The organism is Xanthomonas phaseoli pv. dieffenbachiae (assembly GCF_008639345.1).
GTDB classification, from domain to species: Bacteria; Pseudomonadota; Gammaproteobacteria; order Xanthomonadales; family Xanthomonadaceae; genus Xanthomonas; species Xanthomonas phaseoli.
On sequence record NZ_CP041380.1, the window covers coordinates 169,929 to 189,274 of the forward strand.

At 66.2% G+C, this 19,346-nt stretch carries 17 protein-coding genes and 1 pseudogene; 8 read left to right on the plus strand and 10 right to left on the minus strand.

The annotated features are described in order from the left end of the window. Positions 1-47: 47 nt before the first annotated feature. The 3 genes from FLG15_RS00740 to FLG15_RS00750 all read right to left on the minus strand — a co-directional run bounded on the left by FLG15_RS00740 (position 48) and on the right by FLG15_RS00750 (position 5,100). Positions 48-2,075 (minus strand): acetyl/propionyl/methylcrotonyl-CoA carboxylase subunit alpha, encoded by a 2,028-nt coding sequence (locus FLG15_RS00740; protein ID WP_057679098.1) that lies wholly within the window; start codon positions 2,073-2,075, stop codon positions 48-50. Positions 2,076-2,315: 240 nt separating this feature from the next. After that, a complete protein-coding gene (locus tag FLG15_RS00745) occupies positions 2,316-3,926 on the minus strand; it encodes a carboxyl transferase domain-containing protein (protein WP_150145349.1) in 1,611 nt (536 codons plus the stop codon). Between the two features lie 10 nt (positions 3,927-3,936). Next, the gene (locus FLG15_RS00750; RefSeq protein WP_057679100.1) at positions 3,937-5,100 is read right to left on the minus strand and encodes an isovaleryl-CoA dehydrogenase; all 1,164 of its coding nucleotides are present in this window, start codon (positions 5,098-5,100) and stop codon (positions 3,937-3,939) included. A gap of 128 nt (positions 5,101-5,228) precedes the next feature. Between FLG15_RS00750 and FLG15_RS00755 the strand changes: the two genes are divergently transcribed. The 3 genes from FLG15_RS00755 (at position 5,229) to FLG15_RS00765 (ending at position 6,855) form a co-directional block, all read left to right on the plus strand. Continuing rightward, the gene (locus FLG15_RS00755; RefSeq protein WP_057679101.1) at positions 5,229-5,849 is read left to right on the plus strand and encodes a TetR/AcrR family transcriptional regulator; all 621 of its coding nucleotides are present in this window, start codon (positions 5,229-5,231) and stop codon (positions 5,847-5,849) included. Between the two features lie 86 nt (positions 5,850-5,935). Next, positions 5,936-6,310 (plus strand): hypothetical protein, encoded by a 375-nt coding sequence (locus FLG15_RS00760; protein WP_017156918.1) that lies wholly within the window; start codon positions 5,936-5,938, stop codon positions 6,308-6,310. Next, entirely contained in the window at positions 6,307-6,855 is a 549-nt protein-coding gene (locus FLG15_RS00765) for an RES family NAD+ phosphorylase (RefSeq protein WP_057679102.1), read from the plus strand. The genes FLG15_RS00760 and FLG15_RS00765 overlap by 4 nt, the downstream gene beginning before the upstream one ends. An 81-nt stretch (positions 6,856-6,936) precedes the next feature. Here the strand turns inward: FLG15_RS00765 and FLG15_RS00770 are convergent, their stop codons facing one another. The 4 genes from FLG15_RS00770 to FLG15_RS00785 all read right to left on the minus strand — a co-directional run bounded on the left by FLG15_RS00770 (position 6,937) and on the right by FLG15_RS00785 (position 10,019). Next, the gene (locus tag FLG15_RS00770; protein WP_057679103.1) at positions 6,937-7,272 is read right to left on the minus strand and encodes a DUF3325 domain-containing protein; all 336 of its coding nucleotides are present in this window, start codon (positions 7,270-7,272) and stop codon (positions 6,937-6,939) included. Continuing rightward, positions 7,269-8,885: a PepSY-associated TM helix domain-containing protein gene (locus FLG15_RS00775; RefSeq protein WP_150145352.1), complete on the minus strand. Its 1,617-nt coding sequence runs from the start codon at positions 8,883-8,885 to the stop codon at positions 7,269-7,271. Before FLG15_RS00775 ends, FLG15_RS00770 begins: the two co-directional genes overlap by 4 nt. After that, entirely contained in the window at positions 8,882-9,193 is a 312-nt protein-coding gene (locus FLG15_RS00780) for a DUF3649 domain-containing protein (protein WP_057679105.1), read from the minus strand. The genes FLG15_RS00775 and FLG15_RS00780 overlap by 4 nt, the downstream gene beginning before the upstream one ends. Before the next feature lie 181 nt (positions 9,194-9,374). After that, on the minus strand, positions 9,375-10,019 hold the full coding sequence (locus tag FLG15_RS00785) for a hypothetical protein (RefSeq protein WP_057679106.1): 645 nt from the start codon (positions 10,017-10,019) through the stop codon (positions 9,375-9,377). Between the two features lie 281 nt (positions 10,020-10,300). Here FLG15_RS00785 and FLG15_RS00790 point away from each other — a divergent pair, with 281 nt between their 5' ends. Continuing rightward, positions 10,301-10,819, plus strand: coding sequence for a c-type cytochrome (locus FLG15_RS00790; RefSeq protein ID WP_005912306.1), 519 nt, complete (start codon positions 10,301-10,303; stop codon positions 10,817-10,819). A 275-nt stretch (positions 10,820-11,094) separates the two neighbouring features. After that, a complete protein-coding gene (locus tag FLG15_RS00795; RefSeq protein WP_150145355.1) occupies positions 11,095-12,813 on the plus strand; it encodes an ExeM/NucH family extracellular endonuclease in 1,719 nt (572 codons plus the stop codon). A gap of 301 nt (positions 12,814-13,114) precedes the next feature. Here the strand turns inward: FLG15_RS00795 and FLG15_RS00800 are convergent. Beyond that, a pseudogene (locus FLG15_RS00800) lies at positions 13,115-13,509 on the minus strand (MerC family mercury resistance protein). 51 nt (positions 13,510-13,560) lie between these two features. On the opposite strand from FLG15_RS00800, the gene FLG15_RS00805 reads away from it, so the two are divergent. Further along, on the plus strand, positions 13,561-14,886 hold the full coding sequence (locus FLG15_RS00805) for a GTP-binding protein (RefSeq protein WP_057679109.1): 1,326 nt from the start codon (positions 13,561-13,563) through the stop codon (positions 14,884-14,886). A 162-nt stretch (positions 14,887-15,048) separates the two neighbouring features. Here FLG15_RS00805 and xopR read toward each other — a convergent pair whose 3' ends face one another. Both xopR and FLG15_RS00815 read right to left on the minus strand, forming a co-directional pair. After that, positions 15,049-16,290 carry a type III secretion system effector protein XopR gene (gene xopR, locus FLG15_RS23280; protein ID WP_280514386.1) on the minus strand — a complete coding sequence of 414 codons (1,242 nt, stop codon included), beginning with the start codon at positions 16,288-16,290 and terminating at the stop codon, positions 15,049-15,051. Positions 16,291-16,386: 96 nt separating this feature from the next. Continuing rightward, the gene (locus FLG15_RS00815; RefSeq protein WP_057679111.1) at positions 16,387-17,262 is read right to left on the minus strand and encodes an EamA family transporter; all 876 of its coding nucleotides are present in this window, start codon (positions 17,260-17,262) and stop codon (positions 16,387-16,389) included. Between the two features lie 66 nt (positions 17,263-17,328). Here FLG15_RS00815 and FLG15_RS00820 point away from each other — a divergent pair, with 66 nt between their 5' ends. Continuing rightward, positions 17,329-17,991, plus strand: a complete 663-nt coding sequence (locus tag FLG15_RS00820) for an alpha/beta hydrolase (protein WP_057679116.1) — start codon at positions 17,329-17,331, stop codon at positions 17,989-17,991. Positions 17,992-18,072: 81 nt separating this feature from the next. Then, positions 18,073-19,143, plus strand: a complete 1,071-nt coding sequence (zapE, locus tag FLG15_RS00825) for a cell division protein ZapE (protein ID WP_057679112.1) — start codon at positions 18,073-18,075, stop codon at positions 19,141-19,143. Positions 19,144-19,346: the final 203 nt, after the last annotated feature.

Sequence of the window (19,346 nt, forward strand, 5' to 3'; positions counted from 1 at the left end):
AGCGTGCGCGCAGGCGAACGTGCCGTTGGTCACCCTGCCATGCGCCGCTACGCAGACGCGGACACAAATTCCACCAGCGCCGCACCGTCGTCCACCAGATCGCCTTCGGCCACCAGATACGCCTGCACGGTGCCATCGCTGGGCGCGTGCAGGGTGTGCTCCATCTTCATCGCTTCCAGCACCACCAGCGCCTGCCCTCGGGCGACCGGCTGGCCCACTGCTGCGGGCAGGGACACGATGCGCCCGGGCATCGGTGCGGTGAGGCCGCCGGCGTCCTGGGTAGGCTGGTCGGCTTCTGCCAGTGCATCGTGGTGACGGAAGACGGCCCGCTGCGTGGCCCCGATCAGGGTCAGCGTGGCACCGTCGCGCAGCACCTGTGCACGCCATTGCCGGCCGTCCATCTCCACCCGCACGCCCGTCTCATGCCGGTGGTAGCGCAAGGTATGTGTCTGGTCTGCATTGCCGACCTGCCAGCCATCGGCATCCGGACGCACCGCGAGTTGGCGGCGCTCGCCGTTCGCTTCCAGCACGATGCGCTGCGCCGCATGCGCACCGATGCGCCAACCATCGGTGTGCTGCCACGGCGAATGCGGATCGGCCGGATCAACGGCCACTGCCGGCACTGCGTCGGCCATCAACACCGCTGCCAGGCACCACCAGGCGGTGTCGGGGCTACGCGCCTCCGGAAACAGCACGGCGTGTTCGCGCTCGATCAACGCGGTATCCAGATTGGCCGACGCGAACGAATCGGTCGCGATCAGGCGCGACAGGAATGCACTGTTGGTGGTGACACCTACCGCGTGGAATTGCGACAACGCCGCGCGCATGCGTGCCAATGCAGCCGGGCGGTCGGTATCCCAGACGATCAGCTTGGCGATCATCGGGTCGTAATAAGGGCTGATGGTGTCGCCTTGCTCCACGCCCGCATCGATGCGCACATGCGCGCTGGCAGCAGGCATCCGCAACTGACGCAGCGTGCCGGTGGACGGTAGAAAACCGCGCTCGGCATCCTCGGCGTACAGGCGTGCCTCCAGCGCATGCCCGTGAATGCGCAACTCATGCTGCCTGCGCGGCAAGCGCGCGCCAGCGGCAACCCGCAACTGCCATTCGACCAGGTCGGTGCCGGTGATCAACTCGGTCACCGGGTGCTCCACCTGCAGCCGGGTGTTCATTTCCATGAAATAGAAATCGCCGTCCGGCCCGGCGATGAATTCCACCGTGCCGGCACCGACATAGTCCACTGCCTGCGCCGCATCCACTGCTGCCTTGCCCATCGCTGCGCGCCTGGCTTCGCTCATGCCGGGTGCAGGCGCTTCTTCCAGCACCTTCTGGTGGCGGCGCTGCACCGAGCAGTCGCGTTCGAACAGGTACACCACCTCGCCATGCGTATCGCCGAACACCTGGATTTCGATATGCCGCGGCCGCTGGACATATTTTTCCACCAGCACGTGTGCATTGCCGAATGCCGACTGCGCTTCGCGCTGGCAGCTGGCCAACGCGTCTTCGAAGGCGGCGCTGGCATCCACGCGGCGCATGCCCTTGCCGCCACCGCCCGCACTGGCCTTGATCAACACCGGGTAGCCGATGGCATCGGCCTGCGCACGCAGAAATGCCGGTGCTTGTTCGTCGCCGTGGTAACCCGGCGTCAGCGGCACGCCGGCCCGCTGCATCAGTGCCTTGGCCGCACTCTTGTCGCCCATCGCGCGAATCGCCGCTGCCGGCGGGCCGATGAAGACGATGCCAGCGTGCGCACAGGCCTCGGCAAATGCCGCGTTTTCCGACAGGAAGCCATATCCAGGATGGATCGCCTGCGCACCGGTGGCGCGTGCCGCTTGCAGGATCGCTTCGCCACGCAGATAACTCTGCTGCGCGGGGGCGGCGCCGATATGCACCGCCTCGTCCGCCATGCGCACATGCCGTGCATTGCGGTCTGCATCCGAGTACACCGCCACCGTTGCAATGCCCAGCGTGCGGCAGGTGGCGATGACCCGGCAGGCGATCTCGCCGCGATTGGCGATCAGGATCTTGTCGAAGGGCGCTTGCGTTGCTGCGGCGATAGGGTCGCGCTGGGTCATCGGATCAGTCTCTGCACGTCGCCGTAGCGGCGGGTCGTCTTACGAAGATAAACGGCTTGTCTGTTTGCATCTGGACATCGAGCGCGAGCAGGTTGCCTGTTACACGGCACGGTGTCGCTGCAAGCCAACTGCGCGAACCTCCACGATTGCCGGCCCGCATATCACAACCTCACGCCACAGCCTGCACACCGGCAGCGGGCCCCGCAGCACGCACAAGTGCGGCGGCGGTGCCCCCTGTACTCACATGCGAAACACACCAAAGCGCGTGGGTTCGATCGGCGCGTTCAGGGCTGCCGACAATCCCAGGCCCAGCACGCGGCGCGTATCGGCCGGGTCGATGATGCCATCGTCCCAGAGCCGTGCACTGGCGTAATACGGATGTCCCTGCTGCTCGAACTGCGCGCGGATCGGCGCCTTGAACACCTCCTCGTCTTCGCCCGCCCACGCGCCACCCTTGGCTTCGATGCCGTCGCGACGCACGGTGGCCAACACGCTGGCCGCCTGTTCGCCGCCCATCACGCCGATGCGGGCGTTTGGCCACATCCACAAGAAGTTCGGCGAATAGGCGCGCCCGCACATGCCGTAGTTGCCCGCACCGAACGAGCCGCCGATCACCACGGTGAACTTGGGTACCTTGGCGCAGGCCACCGCCATCACCAGCTTGGCGCCGTCCTTGGCGATGCCGCCATGCTCATATTTGCGTCCGACCATGAAGCCGGTGATGTTCTGCAGGAATACCAGCGGAATGCCGCGCTGCGTGCACAGCTCGATGAAGTGCGCGCCCTTGAGCGCGGACTCGGAAAACAGGATGCCGTTGTTGGCAATGATGCCGACCGGGTAGCCATGCAGATGCGCAAACCCCGTCACCAGCGTACTGCCATAGCGCGGCTTGAATTCGTCCAGGCGCGAATCGTCGACGATGCGCGCGATCACTTCGCGCACATCGAACGGCTTGCGCGTGTCGGCAGGAATCACGCCATACAGTTCGTCGGCGGCATAGCGTGGTGGCAACGGTGCCTGCAGCGCCAGCGCTGCGGCAGGTTTGCGCCAGTTGAGCTGGGCGATGATGGTGCGCACGCGCGCCAGCGCCTGCAGATCATTGTCGGCAAAGTGATCGGCCACGCCGGAAATGCGCGTATGCACATCGGCGCCGCCCAGGTCTTCAGCACTGACTACTTCGCCGGTGGCGGCCTTCACCAGCGGCGGGCCACCCAGGAAGATGGTGCCTTGCTCGCGCACGATCACCGTTTCATCGCTCATTGCCGGCACATAGGCGCCGCCGGCGGTGCACGAGCCCATCACGCACGCAATCTGCGGGATGCCGTTGGCCGACAGGTTGGCCTGGTTGTAAAAGATGCGTCCGAAGTGGTCGCGGTCGGGAAATACTTCGTCCTGCAACGGCAGGAATGCACCGCCCGAATCGACCAGATAGATGCACGGCAGCCGGTTTTGCTGCGCGATCTCCTGCGCACGCAGATGTTTCTTCACCGTCATCGGGTAATAGGTGCCGCCCTTGACGGTGGCGTCGTTGGCCACGATCACGCATTCCACGCCGGACACGCGGCCGATACCGGCCACCACGCCCGCACACGGAACCTGGTCGTCGTACATGCCATGCGCGGCCAGGGGAGCGATTTCCAGCAATGGGCTGCCCGGATCCAGCAAGGCATCGATGCGCTCGCGCACCAGCAGCTTGCCGCGTGCGGTGTGTTTGGCGCGTGCGGTGTCGCTGCCGCCACGGGCGGTCTGGGCGAGGGTGCGGCGCAGGTCGTCGATCACCGCGCGCATCGCCGCAGCGTTGTGTTGAAAACTCTCGCCGCTGACCTGCAGCTGGCTATCGATCACGCTCATGGTGGCTCCGTCAGGCGGTGCGTTCGAACAACTCGCGGCCGATCAGCATGCGCCGGATTTCCGAGGTGCCCGCGCCAATCTCGTACAACTTGGCATCGCGCCACAGGCGTCCGGTGGGGTATTCGTTGATGTAGCCGTTGCCGCCCAGCACCTGGATGGCCTGGCCGGTCAGCCAGGTTGCCTTCTCGGCGGCGTAAAGGATGGCGCCGGCTGCATCCTGGCGGGTGGTGCGCCCGGCATCGCAGGCGCGTGCCACCGCATAGACATACGCGCGGCAGGCGTTGAGCCCCACGTACATGTCGGCCAGCTTGGCCTGCATCAACTGGAAGGTGCCGATCGGCTCGCCGAACTGCTTGCGCTCGTGCACGTACGGCAACACCACGTCCATGGCTGCGGCCATCAGCCCCAGTGGCCCGCCGGCCAGCACCACGCGTTCGAAATCCAGCCCGGACATCAGCACGCGCACGCCGCCGTTGAGCGTGCCGAGCACGTTTTCCGCCGGCACTTCGCAATCGGTGAACACCAGCTCGCAGGTGTTGGAGCCGCGCATGCCCAGCTTGTCCAGCTTCTGTGCGGTGGAAAAGCCCGGCATGCCCTTCTCGACGATGAAGGCGGTGATGCCGCGCGCGCCGGCGTCCGGGTCGGTCTTGGCGTACACCACCAGCACGTCGGCATCCGGGCCGTTGGTGATCCACATCTTGCTGCCGTTGAGCACAAAGCGGTCGCCGCGCGCATCGGCGCGCAACTTCATCGACACCACGTCCGAACCGGAGCCGGCTTCGCTCATCGCCAGCGCGCCCACATGCTCGCCACTGCACAGCTTGGGCAGGTAGCGTTGCTTCTGCTCGTGGCTGGCGTTCTTGCGTAGCTGGTTCAGGCACAGATTGGAGTGTGCGCCATACGACAGCCCGATCGCGCCGCCAGCACGCGAAATCTCTTCCATCGCCACCACGTGCGCCAGATAGCCCATGCCGCTTCCGCCGTACTCTTCTTCGACGGTCAGGCCGAGCAGGCCTTGTTCGCCGAGCAGGCGCCAGAGCTGGGCGGGGAACACGTTATCGTGGTCGGCTGCCGCGGCCAGCGGAGCGATATGGTGGCTGGCGAAGGCGGCCACGCTTTCGCGCAGCAGGTCGATCTCTTCGCCAAGCTCGAAGTTCAAGGACGGCACATGCATGCAACAACTCCACAGGGATCGGGATGTGCCGGGTGGGAGCGGGCGGGCCGCGCGGCGGATGCGGCCAGACTAGCGGTCCGCGACAAAAAAGTGAACTAAAATTCAACTATTGAACGCAGAATCACACCATGGCTTACCGACGCTCCGCCCTGATGGAAGAACGCCTGGCCGGCAACCGCGAGCGCATCCTGCACGCGGCCCGCGTCCTGATCGCCGAAGGCGGCTACCGCAATGCACCGGTCACCGCGGTGGCAGCGGCCGCGGGCGTCTCGACCGGGCAGATTTATCGACATTTCCCATCGAAAGCCGAACTTTTCGTAGAAGTTCTAAGCGAGGCGGTACAGCGCGAGATGGCCATCCTGCGCGCCATTGCGGCCACCCAGGCCAGCGCAGCCGAACGTTTGCGTAGCGCAATCGCTACCTTCGTGCGGCGGGCGCTGGCCGGCCCGGCGCTGGCATACGCCTTCATCGCCGAGCCGGTGGAGAGCGAGGTCGACGCCGAGCGCATCCGCGGCCGCCGCCAGTTTGGTGAGGTGTTTCGCCAGCTGCTTGCCGAAGGCGTGGCGGCCGGGGAGTTTCCGCAGCAGTCGCTGGACGCCGCAGCTGCCTGCATCGTCGGCGCGTTTACCGAGGCCTTGGTGGGGCCGATCGCCCCCAGCCGTGGCGATCCGCACCAGGGCGAGCAATTGGTCGAAGCGATCTGCGGCTTCTGTCTGCGCGCGGTGGGGGCAGGGCAGGCGGGCAGCTGACAGTGCACTGACCACGCACGGGGATGTGCCTCCCAGATGCAGCTGACTGTGCATATACTGTGCACCTACCCTGCCGGAGCCTTGCGATGGTCGCCGTTCTCAATCCCCTGGCCTTGACCGAACGCCTGCGCGTGCCGGACCGGACCATCCTGTCGCCGTCGGCCATGGCCGGCCTGCTGGATCTTTCGCAACAGGAACTGGCCGAGCTGGCCGGCGTGCATCGCAACAGCCTGCGCGTGCACCCGGAAAGCCCGCGCGTGCAGGACTTGCTGCGCAATTTGTCGCGGCTGCTGGTGGCGATGGCGCAGGTGCAACCGGACGAGCGCCAGGTGGTGTTCCACCTCAAGAACACGCCGATTCCGGCGTTCGAGTTCGCCACCTTGCTGGAAGTGGTCAAGCAGGGGCGCACCGACGATGCGCTGACCTATCTGCGCACGGTCGCCGCAGGGGCGGCCGGTTGAAGCTGAGCGCCCCGGCGCACTGCACGCTCTATCGCGCCTTTACCCCGCGCTGGGCCGCCGAACCGCTGAGCGGTGCCGGTGCGGCGCGCTCGGGTGGGCGTTTCAATCGCTTCGGCCAGCCGGCGCTCTATCTGTCGCTGCAACTGGAAACCGCCGCGGCCGAATATGCCCATGCCGCCCCGTTCCTGCCACCGTTGACGCTGGTCAGTTACGCCGCCGATCTTCCGGCATTGGCCGATCTGCGTTTGCTCGATGCCAGCTGGGATGCGGTGTGGGCCGACTGGGCCGACGACTGGCGCAAGGCGCTGGTCAACAAGATCGAACCGGTGAGCTGGGTGCTCGGCGACCTGCTGCGCGAAGCAGAGATTCCTGGCGTGATCTTCCCCAGCATGGCGCGGCCGGCAGGCGTCAACGTGGTGCTGTTTCTGGACATGCTGCAGCCCGAGCGCGTGCTGCAAGTGCTCGACGATGGCCGCCTGCCGCGCGATGGCCGCAGTTGGGGTGATCCGCCGACCGTTGAGCTCGGCGATCCGGTCGACCGGTGACGCGTGTTCCTTATGCTGGTCGTGGCCGCCGGGTCGGCATGCAAACGCACGCAGCAGACATCTGACAGCTGCGGCTCACCTTCAACCAATCAGCACCTGCACCACACCCGCCAGCACCGGTGCGGCCACTGCGGCCGGCACGATCGCGCCGCGCCGATACGGCAGCAGCCACAGCGACAACACCGCCGCACTGGCGGTCAACGTGCCCAGCCATAGCACTGCGCCGATGCCCCAACCCTGCGCATGCACCGCCAACGCGAAGGTGAGACACAGCAGCAACCACCCCACCACACGCAGTTGGCGCGACCGTGTGGTGCCCAGCAGGCGGCCGCGCAACTGCTGCTGATGCTTGTCCATCGCCAGGCACAGCGCAGCAAACCCGGAAAAATTCAACGCCAGCAACAGCAGCACGCTCATGCGCCTTCCTGGAGCGGCGCGGTCGGCGGTGCAGGCGTTGCGGCAACAGCGCGCGCGCGTCGTGCCGAAGCCGGCTGCGGCGCTTTCCAACGTTGCAAGCGAAAGCCGGCAATGCCCAGGCACAGGCCCAGGAACAGGCACACCAGATCCACACCGGCCAGTGCCCATTGCCCGGCCGGCAGCGTCACGCCCAGGTGCACATCGGTGGTGAGTGCGTTGAGCACCGGCACCAGCGCGAATAACGCCGCGCCCAGATACAACTGCCAGCTCCACATCGCACGCCGTGGCCACGCGAATGCCGCCAGCAATGCCGTGGCCCACGCAGCAAAAAACACATTGGCCTCCATCGCTGCGCGCGCATCCAGGTTCACCGGCAACACGCGGTTGGCCCAGAAGAAACTGGCGAAGGCGATCGGCAAACCGGCCACGGTGCCGATATTGAGTGCGTCCACCAGGCGCAGGCCGAAGCCGATGCGCCCGGCTTTCAAATGCTTGGGGCGTTCTTTCACCGCCCACATCACCACCCCGCTGGCCACCATCAGGCAGCCCAGCAGGCCGGAGCCGAAAAACAGCGCGCGCAGCCATGGCCCGGCGAAATGGGCCAGATGCAGACCCACCATCACCCCACGCGTCTGGCTGGCACCGCCCGGCGGCCCGCTGCGTTGCAGGCGCTCGCCACCCACTGCATCGAACAGGATGGAGGGCACGTCGGTGGACAGGTTGTCGGCAAATTGGCTCACCCCGACGGCAGCATGCGCATCGTTGGGCAGCGACACCGCAACGTTGCCCGCCTCGCCACCACGCCAGTCGCTGCGCGCACGTGCCACGAACTGCTCCAGCGGCAGCATGCGCGCCGGTATGCCCGCTGCCTTGCGCGTATCGGCCACACGATTGGCCGCCTCGTCGTAGAAGCGCATCTCATCGCCTGCATAGCGCGCCTTGATGCCCCACGGCAGGTACATGAACATCAAGGTCACGATGCCGGTATAGGTAATCATCGCGTGGTACGGCAACGCGGTCACCGCGCTGACGTTGTGGAAATCCAGCCACGACCGCAGCCCCTTGCCCGGGCGGAAGGTAAAGAAGTCCTTGAAGATTTTCTTGTGCGTGATCACCCCGCTGATGATCGCCACCAGCATGAACATCGCGCAGAACCCCACGATGTAGCGCGCCCACATCACCGGCACGTAGTGCAGGTCGAAATGCAGCCGGTAGAAGAATTCGCCGCCCAGCGTGTCGCGTGCAGCGATGTCCTTGCCGGTGGCCGGGTCGATGATGGCGGTGCCGTACAGTTGCCGGCGCTCTGCCGGTTTGCCGTCGGCGGGTGCGGGATTCTGCCAGTACATGCTCACCACCGGAGTGCGCGGATCCGGCAAGGTGATGTTCCAGCTCACCGCATCGGCTGCGTGTGTTTGCAGATACTGCTCGGCGCTGCGCAGTGCGGTGGCGGTGCTCACGGTAGTGGTGGGCAGTTCCGGGCGCATCCAGCGGCTGATTTCGTCGCGGTAATAACTGGCCGTGCCACCCATGAAGATCAGCAGCAAGACCCAGCCGACCAGTAGCCCGGTCCAGGTGTGCAGCCACGCCATCGATTGGCGAAAACCCTGCTTCATGCCGCGCTCCGTTGCAGCCACGCGGCCAGCGCAAACAGCAGCGCCGCCGGCACCGCGATGCCGGCCCAGGCACGCCACACGCTGGCGGTGGCGAAGGCCCACAACGGCGCACACGCGCACACCACGATCCCGATCAGCATGCTGGTCAATACCGCTTCGCTGCGCGGCATCGGCAACACCAGCGCCAGCGACAGATTGGTGGCGCTGGCCAGCGCGTAGCCGCCGAAGATGGCTGCCAGCGTGCGCGCAAGCACGCCCAGCCAGGGGCGCTTGAACCAGCCAAGCGGCAGGGGCGATGCGCTGGACATCACGCCACCGCGCGCAATGGACGTGGAGCAAGCGCCACAGCGCAGCGCCACGTTGCCAGGCCGGGTGGGCCGGCAACCGCAAGTGGTTCCCGCCTATGCCGTAGGACGCGCAAGCCAGGCGTCGCCGCGGCGCAGCAGCGACGCCTGTTCCATGCGTGCACGGGAGCTATGCCGACCATGCTTACTCGGCCAGGAAAGTCAGCGTGCTGATGTGATGCACCATCGATACCTGCTTGCCGGCGATCTCGCGCTTCACCGGTTCCTTGTTGGTGGCCACCAGGATGTGGCGGCCCGCCCGCAGCGTGGGCAGCGTCACCTGGCCCTTGGCATCGGAGGTCAGCGTCTTCTGCCATTTCTGCGGGTCGATCACCGTCACGTCCACCTTGGGCAGTGGCTTATTGCGATACAGCACGGTCAGCGTATTGCTGTTGGCAGCGGTGGGGACCAGTTCGAAATCGAGCTTTGCAGCCGCTGTGGTACGGCCGGCGCGTGCGTAATAGCTCACCGTCTCGAAACCGCCGGCTTCGCCCTTCCATGGCTCGAACACGCTGTCGTCGCTCAACCACGCATCGCCGCTGCCGGCCAGCGGCGCGGTCAGGAACTCGGTCCCGCGCTGCAGTGGACCGGCCTTGCCGGCAGTGCCGAATACGTTTGGTTTGACGACGCGCTTGATCTCGTCTTCGCCGTGGTCCAGCGCGTCCTGCGCCGGCTCGCCGAAGAAGATGCGCACCGGGCCGCTGCCGTCGCGCTCGATCCAGATTTCGTGGGCCTGGGCAGACAGGCTGATGCTGGCCAAGGCCAGGCAGGACAGCAGGAAGGATTTCATCGCGGCGACTCCTCAAGGACGGGACCGGCGAGGCGAGAACCGCGCCACCGTGGTTGTTGGGAATGATACGCAATTCCCACAACGCAGACCAATGCGCGTATGCGGCGCTGCGGCAATTGACCCGCCGAGGCGAGCGTGCCCACGCACAGAAGCATCCACCCACCGGGCACGCAGCGCCCATCGCTGCGAAAACTGTCATGCAGGCTGGTCAGACTGGCGCAAAGTGTGCTCTATACTCCGGCGCTAGCAGAGGTCTTCGACCAACAGCCAGGGGTGAGCGCGTGCGGAATTACGACCTCGAGTTCCTGAAAAAATTCTCGATGGTGATCGGTTTACTCGTGGTGATCACCCTGGGCCTGATCGCCCTGGCAGCGTATTTGCAACGCGCTATCCCCGACGAAGTCTCGCCCACTGCCGCAAAACGCGTGCTGCAACGCATTGCGCCTGCCGGCGCGGTCTATGCCGGTGCCACTGGCGCGTCCGCGCAGGCCGCAGCCCAGGCCGCAGCGCTGGCCAAGGCCGCCTCGCAGTCCGCTTACGGCGGTACGACCGACGGCAAGACCATCTTCAACAACCTGTGCACCGCCTGCCACACCACCGGTGTCGGCAAGGCGCCCACGCTGGACCATTCGCATTGGGATGCACGCATCGCACAGGGCAAGGACACCTTGTACAAGCACGCGATCGAGGGCTACACCGGTCCGGATGGCGGCATCATGCCTCCCAAGGGCGGCAACCCGGCGCTGACCGAAGAGCAGGTACGCGCCACCGTCGACTGGATGCTGGGCAACCTCAAGTAGGGCTTGGCAAGTTGGCGGGGGAGGATGGGGCTGCGATTTCCCGCCTGGTACCGCGCATTGGCTGCGTGGCGTATCCGATCCAACGCGTCGCCTGCAGAGGTGACCTAGGCGCTGCAGCACCGCATCAGTGCACGCGTTAGCCGCATCGCGGTTGCGCAGCGCACGTGCCTGGCGGTCATTCCCCCTGGTTTGCTAGCCTGTTTCCGCGCTTTTTCGTTATCACGCGCCGCCTTCCGGGCGGCGTTTGCGTTTGATCCACTCATTGGAGTCGTTCGATGTCGCCTCGCCCGCTGGTTGTGCTCGGTTTGATTGGTCTGTTGGCCCCGTTGCTGTGCAGCGCTGCCGATGGTGCCGCGCAGCGGCTCTCGATTGCCGACGTGCAGGGCGAAGACAGCCGCAGCCCATACGACGGACGCGTGGTGGAGGTGGAAGGCATCGTCACCGCCGATACGCGCGTGGGGCTGGCCGGCCTGTTCGTGCAGCAGCCCGGGTTCGAACCGCGGCGCTCGCATGGCCTGTTCGTCACCGTGGCCGGCAATGCCGAGCTGGCAGTGGGCGACCGCGTGCGCATCGTCGGTACCGTGCGCGAGGTCTCGGCAGGTGGCGAGGCGAGCCTGACCAGCGTGGACGCCAGCAGCATCGAGCGGCTTGCCAGCGGCCAGCCGGTGCCGGTGCGCATGCTCAGCGGCCCACCGGCCAACTGGGAAGCGCTGGAAGGCGAACACGTGCGTATCGCCTCGCTCACGCTCAATGGCAGCGACCGCCTGGACACCTATGGCGAGCTGGTCGCCGCGTTCGGCGGACGTCTGTGGCAGCCGAGCGAGGTCGCGGCTGCCGGCACGCCGGCGTTCGCGCAGGTGCAGGCCGATAACGCACGCCGTCGCGTGTTGTTGGACGATGCGCGCAACGGCCGCAGCCCGAAGACGGTGTCGTATCTGCCGGCCGATCCGGTGTTGCGCAGCGGCAGCTTGCTCAAATCGGTCGATGGCATCGTCGATCAACGCTACGACGGCAACTACCGCATCCAGGTGCTGAGCCCGCTGACCTTGCCGGCGATGCCCACAGCCGTTGCACCGCAGGTGGGCGGCGATCTGCGTATTGCCTCGTTCAACCTCGAGAATTTCTTCAACGGCAATGGCCGTGGCGGTGGCTTCCCGACCAAGCGTGGCGCACGCACGCACGAACAGTTCCAGGCGCAGCTGGCCAAGCTGGTCGCCACCATCGTGCCCTTGGGCGCCGACGTGGCTGCGCTGATGGAAGTGGAAAACGACGGCAACGGCGCCGATGCGGCGGTATCGCAACTGGTGGCCGCGCTCAACGCCGCCGGCAAGGACAAGGATTGGCAGTTCGTCGATACCGGCAGCGGCCCGGGCGAGGATGCGATCCGGGTCGGCATCCTCTATCGCAGCTCGCAGGTCACCCCGGTCGGCAAGCCGGCCACGCTGACCGGCGGGCCGTTCGAGAACCACAGTCGCGTGCCGCTGGCACAGGCGTTCCGCAGTGCGCGCGGCGCCACCTTCGTGGTGGTCGCCAATCACTTCAAGTCCAAGGGCTGCGGCAACGCCAGCGGTGCCGACGCCGATCAGCAGGACGGCCAGGCCTGCTGGAATGCCACCCGTACCGAATCGGCCAAGCGGTTGCACCAGTGGCTGCAGACCGACCCCACTGGGGCGCAGACCAAGCTTGCCGTGCTGCTGGGCGACTTCAATGCCTATGCGATGGAAATGCCGATGCGCAGCCTGCGCGCCAGCGGCTGGCAGGACGCGTTTGCCGTGGCCGGCGTGAAGCAGCCCTACAGCTACGTGTACGACTGCCTGAGCGGGCGGCTGGACCATGCCTTGCTCAGCCCGGCGATGGCCAAGCAGCTGCGTGGCGCGGCCGAATGGCATATCAATGCCGATGTCATGGACGCGGCCGGCTACCCCAAGCGCAACCTGCCCGGGCCGTGGCGCAGCTCCGATCACGACCCGGTGTTGCTGGGTTTTTCGCTGTAGCGCTGCCAATCATGGCTGTGCAGGCTGCGTGCGTGCCTGGGCAAATCGGGGACGGGCGTGCTGCTGCAAACCGGGCGCTCATCGATGATTGCGTAGGCCGCCGTCAAGCCAAGCGGACGCGGCGGACGAGGACGCGAAGGTGATCACGGCGGCAGCATGCTGCACGCCGACGCCGACGTGGTGCACGGCATGCATTGAGGTGTTCGAGCGCCAGCAGGGCGCGCATCGACCGGCGGATGCGTGTGCAACTTCACTTCCGCCTGGCGCCGCTCCAGCAATGGCGCCGTACGCCGAACGGCCGCTAGTTCGCGCACGCCCCATGTCGGCGACGCAGCCGCAGATTGAGCAGATGCGTGCTGGCCAGCAGCAGGCTGCCGGCGACCGTGACCGCTGTCTCCAGCGCATCGCCGACCAGACCGCTCGCTCCAATCACCAGCCCGGCTAGTCCGCACAGCGCCAGCACCCAGCCGGCGCCGGCAGCGCGTGCCGGCGATGCGTACTCCATAGCGCGTAGCCGCTCATCGGCACCGCCGCCGTGGCGAACACCACATGGACCCACTCGGCCCGGCTCCAGGCGCCCAGCAACGGCAGCGTGGCCGCCAGCAGCGGTAGGGCCAGGCAATGCAACAGGCACAACCCGGACAAGGCGATGGCCGAGCTGTCCAGCAGGGAGGCGGTGGCGCGCATTAGAAGCATCCAGTCGATTAGTGTTATAGAGTAACACTTCTCTCCCGCCAGGCTCTCAGGATGTCTCTGTCCCCCAAGCGCGATGCGCGCCTTCCCGTCACCGTATTGTCCGGCTTCCTGGGTGCGGGCAAGACCACCTTGCTCAATCGCATCCTGCACAACCGCGACGGCTTGCGGGTGGCGGTGATCGTCAACGACATGAGCGAGGTCAACATCGACGCGCAGCTGGTTCGCGAGGGCGGCGCGGCGTTGCGGCGCACCGAAGAGACGCTGGTGGAATTCAGTAACGGCTGCATCTGCTGCACGCTGCGCGACGATTTGCTGCAGGAAGTGCGGCGGCTGGCCGAGCAGGGCCGCTACGACTATCTGCTGATTGAATCGACCGGTATTGCCGAGCCGATGCCGGTGGCAGCCACCTTCGCGGTGCGCGATGCCGATGGTTTCAGCCTGTCGGACATCGCCCGGCTCGACACCATGGTGACGGTGGTGGACGGCAGCCGTTTCCTGGAGGACTTCGGCTCGGCTGCCACATTGGCCGACCTGGGCCAGCAGGCCGGCCCGGACGACACGCGCGGGCTGGTGCAGTTGCTGGGCGAACAGGTGGAGTTCGCCGATGTGCTGGTGATCAGCAAGTGCGACCGCATCGACGCGCCGCAGCGGCAACGCCTTCGCGCCGTGCTGCGTGCGCTCAACCGCGACGCGGCAATCGTGGATGCCGCACACGGGGACGTGCCGCTGCAGCAGCTGCTGGACACCGGGCGTTTCGATTTCACCCGTGCGCAGCTGGCGCCGGGCTGGATGCAGGAGCTGCGCGGCCAGCACACGCCCGAGACCGAGGAATACGGCATCAGCAGCTTCGTGTACCGCGCACGCCGGCCATTCCATCCACAGCGCTTCGCGCGCATGGTGCACAGCGGCTTGCCGCAGGTGATCCGCAGCAAGGGCTTCTTCTGGCTGGCCAGTCGCATGGATTGGGTGGGCGAGTTGTCCAGCGTGGGCGGCGCCACCCAGACCAGCGCGGCCGGGTTCTGGTTCGCTGCGCGCCACCGTGTGGAGGCGCAGGCGGTCGGCCAGCCGCTGCAGACCAGCATTACGCCGCTGCCCTACACCGATATCGGCTGGCAGCGGCAACAGACGCAGTGCTGGACCGCGCCACTGCCGCAACCGCACGAGGTGGGCGATGCCAACGAATACGCCGCGATGCAGCGGCTGTGGCATCCGCTGTGGGGCGACCGCCGGCAGGAGCTGGCGGTGATCGGCGTGGACATGGATGCACCGCGTACACGCGCCGCGCTGGACGCGTGCCTGCTCAGCGACCAGGAACTACGGCAGGGGCCGGCGCAATGGCAACTGCTGGACGACCCGTTCCCGCACTGGGCGCGTTGACGCCAGCACTGCTGCTGCTTGCCAGGCGAGTTGCTGCCATCGGCAGCCTCATCGCGCTGGCGACATCCAAGTTTGAGGTCAACGGCGCGCCGTGTCGTGGCTGGCGCCGAGGCCTACGCGGGCACTAGCGCCCGCGCATGCTTGCGCGCAACGAGGAAGTGCTCAATAGAAATAGCCGTTTTCGAACTGCTCCTGTTGGGCATCACGTTCGCTCTGCTCCATTCGCGCACGCTCCTGCGCGGTCGTGGGAATGCTGTCCATCAAGCGTGGCGCACCCATCCGGTGCAACTGGTCGTCGGTGCGCTTGACGATCTCTTCCAGTGCCAGCACGTTGGTGTAGCCCTGCATCATGCGTTCCAGGCGTTCGACCTTGTCGGGCTCAGCACCGCTCTCCTTCAAGGATTCCAGGCGCCGCTGTGCGCGCGTGTAATACCTGGCCATCTTGGTCATGTCGATATTCTCGCGACGGACCGCAAGCAACGCACGGCGATTGGACTGCATCACATCCTGCTGGACCATGGCCAGCCGACTAGTGGTGGTTCTCGGTGCAGCGATCTTCTCCAATGGCGCCAGCGCCGCCAACATTCCATCGAGCTGCCGATCGCGCACGGCGTCGCGCTCGGCGATCAGGGCTGCACGCATCTCGAACACCGCTCGCTCTTCCGTGCCGGGGGCGCGGCGCTCTTTGTAGAGACGCTGCCTGATGCGGTGGCACTGCTCGTTCAGCGCGGCCAATTCCAGATTCATGTTGCGCACCGGGCGTGGCCGCCTGGACGGCGAGGGCCGCGCCGGTATCGCCGCGCTCGGGGATGCAGCCGGCGCCGGCCGCAGCGGAGGCGTTGGCTGCTGCGACTGCCGTAGCTGATCGCGCCGGGCTGCACTTGGAAGATGTTGTTGCCACGGTTGCCCGGGGCCGTCTTGAGGTCGCTGGGGGCGCTCTGCAGTGCGTGTTGTCGGCAGCGGCTGCTGTCTGAGCGTTGCGGTCTGCCTCGGTGCCCCACTGCGCGGCGCTGGCTTTGCGGTAGGCGCCTTCCATCGTGCCTCGACGCCCGCCTGCGGTCGCGTTGAGGGTGGGCTTATTTCGCGCCTGGCACCGTGATTTGCGGGGGCGGGTGCCGGTGCCGGTGCGATCTGCGTAGGCTGGCTCTGCGCCGTTTTTGTGGCTGGCGCTGTCATGCACATCAACGGCAGCTGTTTGCGTAGCGTTGCCAGCGACTTGCGTGCCGATGCCAGCATGCCTTGCCGCAATTTGGCCGCGCCCTGCGCGGTGCCGGCCTTGGGCGCGTAAGACAGTGGGTGCAACGACGGCGTGGCCGCAGCGGACGTTGTCGGATCGGTGGCTGCCGGATTGAGCGGCTCCGGGGCAACCGGATGAGTGCTGCGAAAGAACGAAGTCAGGCGCATCACAAACTCCCGCGGGAATGCACGCTCATGCTAGCGACCGCCAAGCGGCGCGGAAGGCCGATGGCGAACCGACGTCGCGCAGGCCGAAAGCCAGCGTCAACCCAGACCGATTCCCCAGGCGATCGCCGCGATGGCCGGTGCGGCCAGTGCCAGCCCCAACCAGCCGCGCGGGCCCAGGCGTTCGGCAAATCCTAATTTGCCCACCAATGCCCCCAACACGACCACACCCAGATTCATGCTGGCAAAGACGGTCGCCGGGCTGTGCGGCAGCAGCTGGTGCGCACGTACGTAACAGAGAATGTTGCCGAAATTGAGCGCACCCAACAGCACGCCGGCTAGCATGCTGCGCGTGCTCAGGCGTGCGCCACGTGTCCAACGCACGCTCTGCACGCCAAGCATCAGCAAGAAGGCCAGCGCAAAACACAACGTCAACGAGGTCAGCGATGGTGTCCCGGCCTGCGCGATGTGCTTGAGCAGCAGGTCGATGAGCGCAAAGCCCATCCAGACGCCAATCAGCCAGGGCAGGCCGGTTGTGCTCGGCAGTGGATCGGTCGCGACGTGCTGACGGGGGCGTCGCACGATGCACACGATGGCCACCATGCCTAGCGCAAGACCTGCCAGCTTCCAGCCATTGACCGGTTCGCCGAAAACGGTGAAGGCGGCGGCCAACGAGAGCACCAACGACAAGCGTTGCGCAACATCGGTGCGCACGATGCCGGCCACCGCGACCGACCGCGCCAGCACCAGGAAGATGGAGGGCAACGCCACGGCCAACAACAGCAATGCCAACCAGGGCGCGGTCGTGGAGCGCAGCGTGTCCAGCGCAGGATGCAGGACCAGCCAGGCCAGGAGTGCAGCAGTGGCGTAGTTCCAGGTAATGGCCTGAAACACGTCGATCCGGTGGCGTGGCGCAAGCTTCAACAGCACCGACACCAGGACACTGCAGACAACGGCAAACAGCAGAAAATGCATGGGCAACGCAACGAAGTGTGCAGGCAGGGCGATGAACGCGGCCGGCGGGGCGGCTATTATGCAGGCATGTCCAATCCTTCATTCCCCACCGAATCGGCTGCGTTGACCTTGGAGGGGCCGGTCGGCCCGCTGGATGTCGCGGTCGATCTGCCCGAGCCGGATGTTGCCGCACACGCGGTCACCGCCATCTTCTGCCATCCGCTCTCCACCGAGGGCGGCAGCATGCACAACAAGGTCGTCACCATGGCCGCGCGCGCGCTGCGCGAGCTGGGCATCACCGTGGTGCGCTTCAATTTCCGCAGCGCCGGCAATTCTGCCGGTGCGTTCGACCATGGCGATGGCGAGCAGGACGATCTGCGCGCGGTTGCCGATTGGGTGCGTGCGCAGCGGCCAGGCCACACGTTGTGGTTGGGCGGTTTCAGCTTCGGCGCATATGTTTCGCTGCGCGCCGCCGGCTCGCTCGAACCGCAGGTGCTGATCTCGATCGCGCCACCGGCCGGGCGTTGGGATTTCAGCGACATCCAGCCGCCGGCGCAATGGTTGGTGATCCAGGGCGATGCCGACGAGATCGTCGACCCGCAAGCGGTCTACGACTGGCTGGACACGCTGGAACAGCAACCCGAGCTGGTTCGGATGCCCGATACCAGCCATTTCTTCCACCGCAAATTGATCGACCTGCGCGGTGCGATCCAGCATGGTGTCCGGCGCTGGTTGCCGGCCGCCGTCTGACCGCGGCACGGCCCACGCGTATCGCCAGGCGATGCGCGGTTGAGCGGTCCGGGCAACAGCCGGCGGCCCGCGGAGAATGCAATGAGTGAGATGACCCCGTCGCAGCGCTACGCCGCCGGCGTACAACGCGGCGATTGGCGCGCCGACCCTGCGCAGCAGGCGGCCCTGGCGGAGCTGGACCGCATCCACGAGGCGCTGGTGGACAGCGCGCAGGATGGTTGGCTGGACCGGCTGTCGGCATTCTGGAAGAAGCCCGAGCCGGTGCGCGGCTTGTACTTCTGGGGCGGTGTCGGACGCGGCAAGACCTTTCTGGTCGATCTGTTCTACGACGGCCTGCCGATCAAGCAGAAATACCGCACCCACTTCCACCGTTTCATGCGCGGCGTGCACGAGCAGTTGCGCGAGCACGCCGGTCAAAGCGATCCGCTGGCACGCATCGCCCAGCAGTGGCGCGAGAACCTGCGCGTGCTGGTGCTGGACGAATTCTTCGTCACCGATATCGGCGATGCGATGTTGCTGGCACGGCTGCTGGAGCGCCTGTTCGCCGAAGGCGTGACGCTGGTGACCACGTCCAACACCGCGCCGGAAAACCTCTATGCCAACGGCTTGCAGCGCGACAGTTTCATGCCGGCGATCGGGTTGTTGCAGAAGTTTTGCGTGGAGCTTTACGCCGAAGGCACCGAGGATTACCGCATGCGCGCGCTGACGCGCTCGCCGGTGTATCGCGCGCCGTTGGATGCACAGGCCGACGACTGGCTTGCGCAGCGTTGGGCCGAGTTGAGCGGCAACGCCGAGGCGCGTGCCGGTAATATCGAAATCGAAGCGCGCAAGATTCCGGTGCGCGCACGCGGCAAGAGCATTGCGTGGTTCGATTTTGCTGCGCTGTGCGAAGGTCCGCGCGGACCCAGCGACTACATCGAGATTGCGCGCGAATTCACCACCGTCTTGCTGGGCGGCATTCCGCACTTCGACCGCATGAACGAAGACGCCGCGCGTCGCTTCGTCAACCTGATCGACGAGCTGTACGACCGCCATGTCAATCTGGTCTGCACTGCGCAGGACGCACCGCCGTCCTTGTACAGCGGCCAGCGCCTGGCCGGTGCGTTCGAGCGCACCGCTTCGCGCCTGATCGAAATGCAGAGCGCCGATTAACTGGCAACGGCGCATCGCGCGTGAGCGGATGATCGGGTAGGCGAGGGCCTGCGCGATTGCCATTGCCGTGCATGTGCGGCAATGGCTGTGCACTGCCGGTGAAGTGATCGCTCAACATCGGCTGACGACGATGGTCGGGGTTGTTGCTGGTGCGTCTTTCAATTCCTTCGTGGATCTAATGAGGCGCCGCGGGGGCTGCCGTG

Coding starts and splice junctions, on each gene's coding strand:
- FLG15_RS00815 (WP_057679111.1), bottom strand. CDS start 17,262: ATGCATTTTCTGCTGTTTGCCGTTGTCTGCAGTGTCCTGGTGTCGGTG.
- FLG15_RS00770 (WP_057679103.1), bottom strand. CDS start 7,272: ATGAGCGTGCTGCTGTTGCTGGCGTTGAATTTTTCCGGGTTTGCTGCG.
- FLG15_RS00775 (WP_150145352.1), bottom strand. CDS start 8,885: ATGAAGCAGGGTTTTCGCCAATCGATGGCGTGGCTGCACACCTGGACC.
- FLG15_RS00750 (WP_057679100.1), bottom strand. CDS start 5,100: ATGCATGTGCCGTCCTTGAACTTCGAGCTTGGCGAAGAGATCGACCTG.
- FLG15_RS00760 (WP_017156918.1), top strand. CDS start 5,936: ATGGTCGCCGTTCTCAATCCCCTGGCCTTGACCGAACGCCTGCGCGTG.
- xopR (WP_280514386.1), bottom strand. CDS start 16,290: ATGCGCCTGACTTCGTTCTTTCGCAGCACTCATCCGGTTGCCCCGGAG.
- FLG15_RS00785 (WP_057679106.1), bottom strand. CDS start 10,019: ATGAAATCCTTCCTGCTGTCCTGCCTGGCCTTGGCCAGCATCAGCCTG.
- FLG15_RS00740 (WP_057679098.1), bottom strand. CDS start 2,075: ATGACCCAGCGCGACCCTATCGCCGCAGCAACGCAAGCGCCCTTCGAC.
- FLG15_RS00805 (WP_057679109.1), top strand. CDS start 13,561: ATGTCTCTGTCCCCCAAGCGCGATGCGCGCCTTCCCGTCACCGTATTG.
- FLG15_RS00755 (WP_057679101.1), top strand. CDS start 5,229: ATGGCTTACCGACGCTCCGCCCTGATGGAAGAACGCCTGGCCGGCAAC.
- FLG15_RS00780 (WP_057679105.1), bottom strand. CDS start 9,193: ATGTCCAGCGCATCGCCCCTGCCGCTTGGCTGGTTCAAGCGCCCCTGG.
- zapE (WP_057679112.1), top strand. CDS start 18,073: ATGAGTGAGATGACCCCGTCGCAGCGCTACGCCGCCGGCGTACAACGC.
- FLG15_RS00745 (WP_150145349.1), bottom strand. CDS start 3,926: ATGAGCGTGATCGATAGCCAGCTGCAGGTCAGCGGCGAGAGTTTTCAA.
- FLG15_RS00795 (WP_150145355.1), top strand. CDS start 11,095: ATGTCGCCTCGCCCGCTGGTTGTGCTCGGTTTGATTGGTCTGTTGGCC.
- FLG15_RS00820 (WP_057679116.1), top strand. CDS start 17,329: ATGTCCAATCCTTCATTCCCCACCGAATCGGCTGCGTTGACCTTGGAG.